This window comes from Asticcacaulis sp., assembly GCF_027484505.1.
GTDB lineage: Bacteria > Pseudomonadota > Alphaproteobacteria > Caulobacterales > Caulobacteraceae > Asticcacaulis.
Genome location: NZ_JAIXSV010000315.1, coordinates 1 through 6845, shown reverse-complemented (window position 1 = coordinate 6845; position 6845 = coordinate 1). Strand labels below are relative to the sequence as shown.

The 6845-nt window shown below is 54.7% G+C and carries 2 protein-coding genes and 1 pseudogene; 2 read left to right on the top strand and 1 reads right to left on the bottom strand.

The features are described from left to right. Nucleotides 1-1215 (bottom strand): annotated as a pseudogene (locus tag Q0072_RS18615) (hybrid sensor histidine kinase/response regulator); the annotation flags it as partial. 450 nt (nucleotides 1216-1665) lie between these two features. Between Q0072_RS18615 and Q0072_RS18610 the strand changes: the two are divergent. Continuing rightward, nucleotides 1666-4962 (top strand): TonB-dependent receptor, encoded by a 3297-nt coding sequence (locus Q0072_RS18610; RefSeq protein WP_298333049.1) that lies wholly within the window; start codon nucleotides 1666-1668, stop codon nucleotides 4960-4962. Nucleotides 4963-5491: 529 nt separating this feature from the next. Further along, complete coding sequence (locus Q0072_RS18605; protein ID WP_298333048.1) at nucleotides 5492-6526, top strand: DUF6624 domain-containing protein; 1035 nt, start codon at nucleotides 5492-5494, stop codon at nucleotides 6524-6526. Nucleotides 6527-6845: the final 319 nt, after the last annotated feature.

The window sequence follows — 6845 nt, the reverse complement described above, 5'->3', positions numbered from 1 at the left end:
GATCTGCCCGATGACCGCCAGTTGCTGCCCCGGCGGCACCCACAGGGCATAGGTCAGGGCAGCGCCCATCACGGCGGCGATCGAAGCGCGACGCACCCACAGCATCAGCTTCCCGAAATCCGCCGCCGCCGAGGCGCTGCGGTGACGCAGCAGGAAGGGCGCGATCAGGTCGTTGGAAATCATGGTCGAAAGCGCGATAGTCTCAACCAGCACCATGCCCGTCGCCGCCGCAAAGCCGCCAATAAAGGCCAGCAGGGTCAGGCCGTTCAGCCCCGCCGCATAGGGCAGGTTGAGCACGAACAGATCATGCGGCACATCCGGGCTCAGAAGCGTCAGCCCGGCCAGCGTAATGGGCGGCACCACCACCAGTGTCGCCAGCAGATAGCCCACGAACGGCCAGCGCGCCCTCTGCGCATCCTCCGGATGGTCGGCCCCGATGACCGCCGTGTAAAACTGACGCGGCAGGCACACCACGGCGGCCATCGACAGCAGCGTCATGACGCCAAAGTCGAGATTAATCTGAGACGGCGCAAAGCGCGCGGAAAAATGCGCCCAGCCGTCGCTGCGCAAATCGGGCGGCGCGCTCATAAAGGCCAGAACGGCAAACCCAGCCACGGCGACCAGCGCCACCAGCTTGACCAGAGATTCGGTGGCAATGACGTAGAATATACCCTCATTACGGCTGGAGGCTACATAGTGTCGCGTGCCAAACAGCATGGCAAACAGCGCCAGGGCCAGCGCCGTCAGGGTCATGGGCCATAGCCGCTCCCCCCCCGCCACCGCCGCAAAGCTGGTCCCCACCGAGCGCAATTGCAGGGCGACGTAAGGAATGGTGCCAAACAAAGCTAGCAGCGTCACCAACGCCGCCACGCCGCGGCTCTTGCCGAATCGCGCCCCGATGAAGTCCGAAATCGACGTCGCGCCTTCGGCACGCGCGGCGGCAATTAATCGCGTCAGAAAACCGGAGGCCAAAAGCCACAACAGGATCGGCCCCAGATAGATGGGCACGAAGCTCCACCCCTCCCCGGCCGCCGATCCGACCGCACCAAAGAAGGTCCAGCTTGTGCAATAGACGCCGAGCGACAAAGCATATGCGGGTAATCTCAGGGGCGAACGCCCGCCCTCACGCCGCGCCCGCCCTTCGGCCCAGGCACCGATGGCGAACAACCCGGCTACGTAGGCCGCCGCTGCGATGAGGAGAATGTAACCGTTCATGCGCACCCGCCATTGAGACCGCGTGCCAAGCTAAACCAGTGCATGGCTCAGAGCAAATTCATAGCGGGTGGGAAATTGTGCGGCGCAATATGTGCAATTGCGAAATTGAGAGACATCACACAGCGCAATATATCGCGGAGGACGCTATTTTACCGCCTTCTCGTCACATTTGGAGAGGGAAAAAAATGGCAAAAGGCAGGCATTTTTTTTACACCTTACCTTTTAATGTAACGAAAAGGCGAAAAAACGTTCTCTTTTTCAAGCCAAGTCCACATTCATCAGGGTCTTATAGTTGCCAGTGTGACCTTATTGAAACAGGTTTCATTCGTAATTGACAAATTTGTGGCGAGACATTGACGAGTCCATGACGACGAGGCGTTATATCCTTCTATTGAAAACATAGCCGCAACGTTTCGGCTGTGAAAGCGTCCATAAACCCGGAGATAGAGTGTGAAAAAAGAATCGAGACGATTTGGCTTGCTGGCCACAACCTCGTTTTGCAGTGCGGTGGTTGCGGGTGTACTGACCACAGTTACCGGCGGAATGGCGCAGGCGCAGGAAGCCGCGCCGCAAACGAAAGCTCCCGCGGCCAAAGCAGAAGAAGGTATTCAGGAAGTCATCGTTACGGGTTCACGCATCCGTCGCAACCCAACGAATGCCCCTGCGCCCTTGATTCAGGTTACGCGTGAAAACATCCTACAATCAGGCGCACCAAACGTCATCGACCAGCTAGCTGATGTACCAGCTCTTATTGGTTCGACCGTACCGGAAGACACAACGGCAAACCTGAATACCGGCGGTCTCTCACTCCTGAACCTGCGCTGGCTCGGAGCTTCGCGCACGCTGGTCCTCGTGGATGGTCGTCGCCACGTGGGGGCTCAGCAAGGCAGCTTGTCGGTTGACGTTGATACTATTCCACGTCTCTTGATCGAACGCATCGATGTAACGACAGGCGGCCAGTCGGCGCTTTACGGTGCCGATGCCGTTGCCGGGGTGGTCAACTTTGTTATGCGTAAAGATTTTGAGGGGCTGGAGATCGATAGCAATGTCTCTCAGATTAACCAAGACGGACAAACTCAAAAGCGCTTCTCAGCCCTGGCCGGTAAAAACTTCTTTGACAACAGACTGAATACCTACATCTCGGCCGAGTACGAAGAGGGTGAAGAGCTTAACGACGCTGACATTGATTGGCGACGCGACGCCTGTCAGCTCGTTGCAAATGATGCTGACCCGTCCAGCGCCGTGAACGACGGCGTAAACGACAATGTTCTAAAGTGCGGTGTACGCAACATATCGCGGGCGAAGGGTGGCTATCTGGTGTTGGCCAACCAGATCCCTCAGAGCATGACCAGTGATCCCGATCGCGGCACCTCTTTACTTGCGTGTTCTTATAGCCCCAGCACACCTTTCAGTGGTGCCGTCACGAACTGTTTCAATGGTGATCCCGGCCGCGCTTTTGTTTTCGACGCGAGCGGTAAGTCACGTGCCGCGAATTACGGAACCTTCCGTCAGGAAGCTGGAGCGGGCCGCACCCTCAATGTCGGCGGCGATGGCTTGAACCCGCTCACTGAATTCGCGCAGGGTAGCCGCGTACCGAAATCGCTCGCCGCGCGCTTCCAGACGGGCTTCAACTTTAAGGTAACTGATGATATTTTGGCTTTTGGTGAGCTAAAGTACGTCCGCGAAGAAAGCTATTTCCGTTCTCAAGGCTCATTCTTCAGCATCGGCGTCTATGATGTGCCAGCTAACCAGATGTCCTACTGCACATCGTCAAATGCGCTTTGCAACACCACAAGTGGCCTTGTCATTTCTACGGGAACCGACAACCCGTTCCTTGATCCGGCGCTCAAAACGTTGATCCAAGGTAATATTCGTCAAAACTATGGCGGCGCTACCACGACCACCGACGGTCAACCGACCACCAGAGTGGCCGATCCCAGAGCCCTATTGACCAACTTTGGCCCCTTGCGGACGCAGACCAATAACCGTGAGGTTACCCGGTTTGTCTTAGGCGTAAAAGGCGAGAAGGACGAGTTCCTATTTGCCAAGAATTTATCATGGGAACTGAGCTACACGGGCGGAAAGGCTGAAAACAATAACAATGAGTTCGGCCTGGACATCATGCGTTACTGGTACGGTGCCGACGCCGTAACCGATACGCTCGGCAAGGTGAATGGCAAACCCGGGGAAACCGTCTGCCGTGTTCAGCTTCTGACCGCTAACGGCGTCACCATCACCGACAGATTCCGTGGCGGCAATCTTGATCCGAATAGTGCTGAGGTCAAACAGTGCGTCCCCTTCTCCATCTATGGCGATGGTCAAAATGATCCGAAGGCCCGCGCCTATTACGATGCCTCCATCAACGTCTCCCATGTCAACAATCAGAAGAATTTCATAGCGTTTGTGTCTGGCGAGTTGTGGGACTTCTGGGGGGCGGGCCCGATCGGGGTTGCTCTGGGACATGAATACCGCTTTGAAAGCGCTGTGGGCGTGGGTCGCACCACCTCTACGGGCAACCGCTTCCTTTTCCTGAACACGGGGGCTGACTTCCCCTATTCCGAATACGACGTCACTGAAAAATTTGGTGAAGTACGTATCCCGCTGCTTAAAGACTTGCCATTGGCCAAGTCTCTTGAATTCAGCGCAGCGGCGCGGCGTTCGGACTATTCTACGGTTGGTAAGGTTGAAACGTGGTCCACTCAGGCCATGTGGACTATCAACGACCAACTTACGATTCGTGGCACCCGTGGTTTTGCAACGCGTATTCCGAACCTGTCGGAAGCCTATTCTCTACAAACCCAGACCTTCGCCAACGGCTTCGTTGACCCGTGTGACGCTCGCAACATCAACAACTTGACCAACACCGAGTTGAAGGGGTACCGCCTCGCCAACTGTGCGGCTATAGGCATCCCGACTGGCCAGATCATGAACTACACTTCGACAAGCGTCGGAGGCTTCCAAGGCGGCAATCCGCTTCTGAAGCCTGAAGAGTCTTTGTCGAAGACACTGAGCTTGATCGTACGCCCGAAGATTCTGCCGCGTACCTCGTTCGTTTTTGACTGGTACAATATCGTCATTACAAACGTTATCGGTTCTGTCACTGCGCAAACACTTGTTAACCAGTGCGTGAGCAACCCGGCCGTTAACCGCAACGCCTGTAATCAGATTACCCGTAATCCGGCGAATGAATACCAGGTCACCAGCTTTATTCAGGGGTCTCTGAACTACGCCAAGAGTGAAACGCAGGGGATGGATTTCACCATTGCCTACCGTCAACCTCTGAATAATGTGTTCGGTAAGGATTTCGGTTCGATGAACTTCTCGCTTAAGGGCAACTATGAGCAGTTCAACCGTTCCTACACGAACATTGACCTTCCGAACTTCCCCTCAGATTTCGCCGGCAGCCTGGAAGAGCCCATGGTTCGCCTTGCGACATCTGTTGCTTGGAACTACAGGTCAGATTTGAGCTTCTACTGGAATATGGATTTCCAGTCGGCTCAGGAAATTCTTGACATTGACGACTACCGTCGTGATCCGGACAATCGCGATCTGGAATACTACACAACGGGTGACTTCATTCAGCATGACTTCTCGGTCCGTTGGGAGGTCAAGCCCGGAGTTACTCTTCGTGGTGGCGTGGTAAATGCGTTTGATGCTGAACCGGCACCATGGCTGGGCAATACATCGGCCGAAAATTTTGACCAGTACGGCCGTCGTTTCTACGTTGGCTTTAACTTCAAGCGCTAAGCCTTCGGGCCTGTGTTTGAAAGCGGCGGCAGGGCAACCTGCCGCCGTTTTTGTTAGCCGCTTTATCACATTGCTGGGCCCGGCATTATTTGGGGTTGACCTGACCCCCAAAAAATCGAGGCCGTTTAAAATTGGAACTTTCCATTATAGTATACCGGTTTGATACCTCCATAGCCTATGCGGCTATGCGGATGCGTCAGTGGGTAGAAAATAACGCAAAGCTAAAACGCATCATGGCTGATCTGTCGCCGGACAAGCCTATGCTTCAGGATGTGCTTGCAAAAAAGCACCGAGGCCTGCCGCCTGGCGTGAACTCGTTGACCGGGTGATTTAGGCCTTGAAGGTATCGGTCCGTCGAACCTGCCGTATCCTGAAGGCAGATCGTTCATTATATCTACACAAGCCATGTATGGGTGCACACCTAGCCGATTATACGACCCCACCCGTTTCCGATACCACTAACCGGGAGACAATTTTTAGTTGCGGTTCTGCAATTCGGAGGTTATCCCATTTAGAGGGGAGATCAAAAATGAGAATTTCAACGCTTGCGCTTTGTGGCGTTCTGACATGGGGACAACTCTCCGCGTGTGCTGCCGAACCGCCCGCCAACGTGAGTATTGGTCAAGCCAATGTCACTCCCAGGAATTTGAACGACTTTTATGAACTCAGACGCAAAAAGGCCCCGGCGGAAATTGCCGCAATTCAGGCCGAGGCTTCTGCCAGGGCACGTAAAGAAGCGGGCGTGAGTTCTGAAGGTGTCGTGCCGAGTTGTGTGTTGCCGACCTGGTTCCTATTTGAGAACCCCGCGTTCACGCTCTTACGGACATCAGCTTCAGAGACGGAATGGTTGGCGCATACAACTGAAATTGCCGCCGCGATCGAAAAACGCAACGACACATTTGCCCGCCTCAAGGTGGGTGAAGATATCGACCCCGCCTACAGTGCCACAGTTGGCGCCTTTCGCCGCGCAATGGCTGCAAACACAGAGAGGGCGCGGGTCTATGCCATGCGCGCCGGTGAAGATCAGTTTCACCGCAGCAACAGTGTTATCGTCCAAAATGGATTAATTTGGGCAAAGAACCTACGTGCTGAATCGCGAGGTTACCTCATGGAGGAAAACGTCGCCCAGGTGTGCCAGTCGGACCGCTCAAATACCGAGTGGCTTCGAAAAGACCTTGCGGCATATGGATGGCCTCGAATTTCGTCGTATGGCGCCGCTATGGACGCCGACGCGTGGTTGATCATTCAGCACTCAGACCACGACGCTGCCTTCCAAACGGAGGTGCTCAAGACACTTGAGCCTTTACTGAAAACGAAAGATACGTCACATCAAAATTATGCATTTCTCTATGACCGTGTTGCAATCGCAACAAAGAAGCGACAACGCTATGGAACACAGGGAAGATGTACAGGACCGGGAAAATGGGAACCTTATCCGGTCGAAGATGAAAGCCGGTTAGACGCTCTGCGTGCGGAAATCGGACTGGAACCCGAAGCTGAGTACTCAAAACGGTTCACCTTTTGCACTGCTGAACTGGCCGCGGCCATGGCCAGCGTTAAATAGGTAGATAAGCTTCGAAGAGCTTTGCTAAATACTCACCATAACTTTCCTGCAAATAGGCTTGGACCACTTCCGCCCCGTTACGTCCGGAAGCCCGGAAGGGTCGAAGGCTAGATCGGTATGACTTTTGATGGAATCGTAATTCAAGCCCCTCCCCTGATTTCAGGGGAGGGGCTAAAGCGCGAAGCCGTTTCCACCTAAAATCAGAGGTGGGCCCCATTTTACGGACAGGAATGCGGCTTAGCTAAGCTTGTGTCTGTGGTGTGATTATGCCGCTTGCCTCGTTATTCCCGATCCCAGGTAGGCCTCGTCTGGTGTCTGT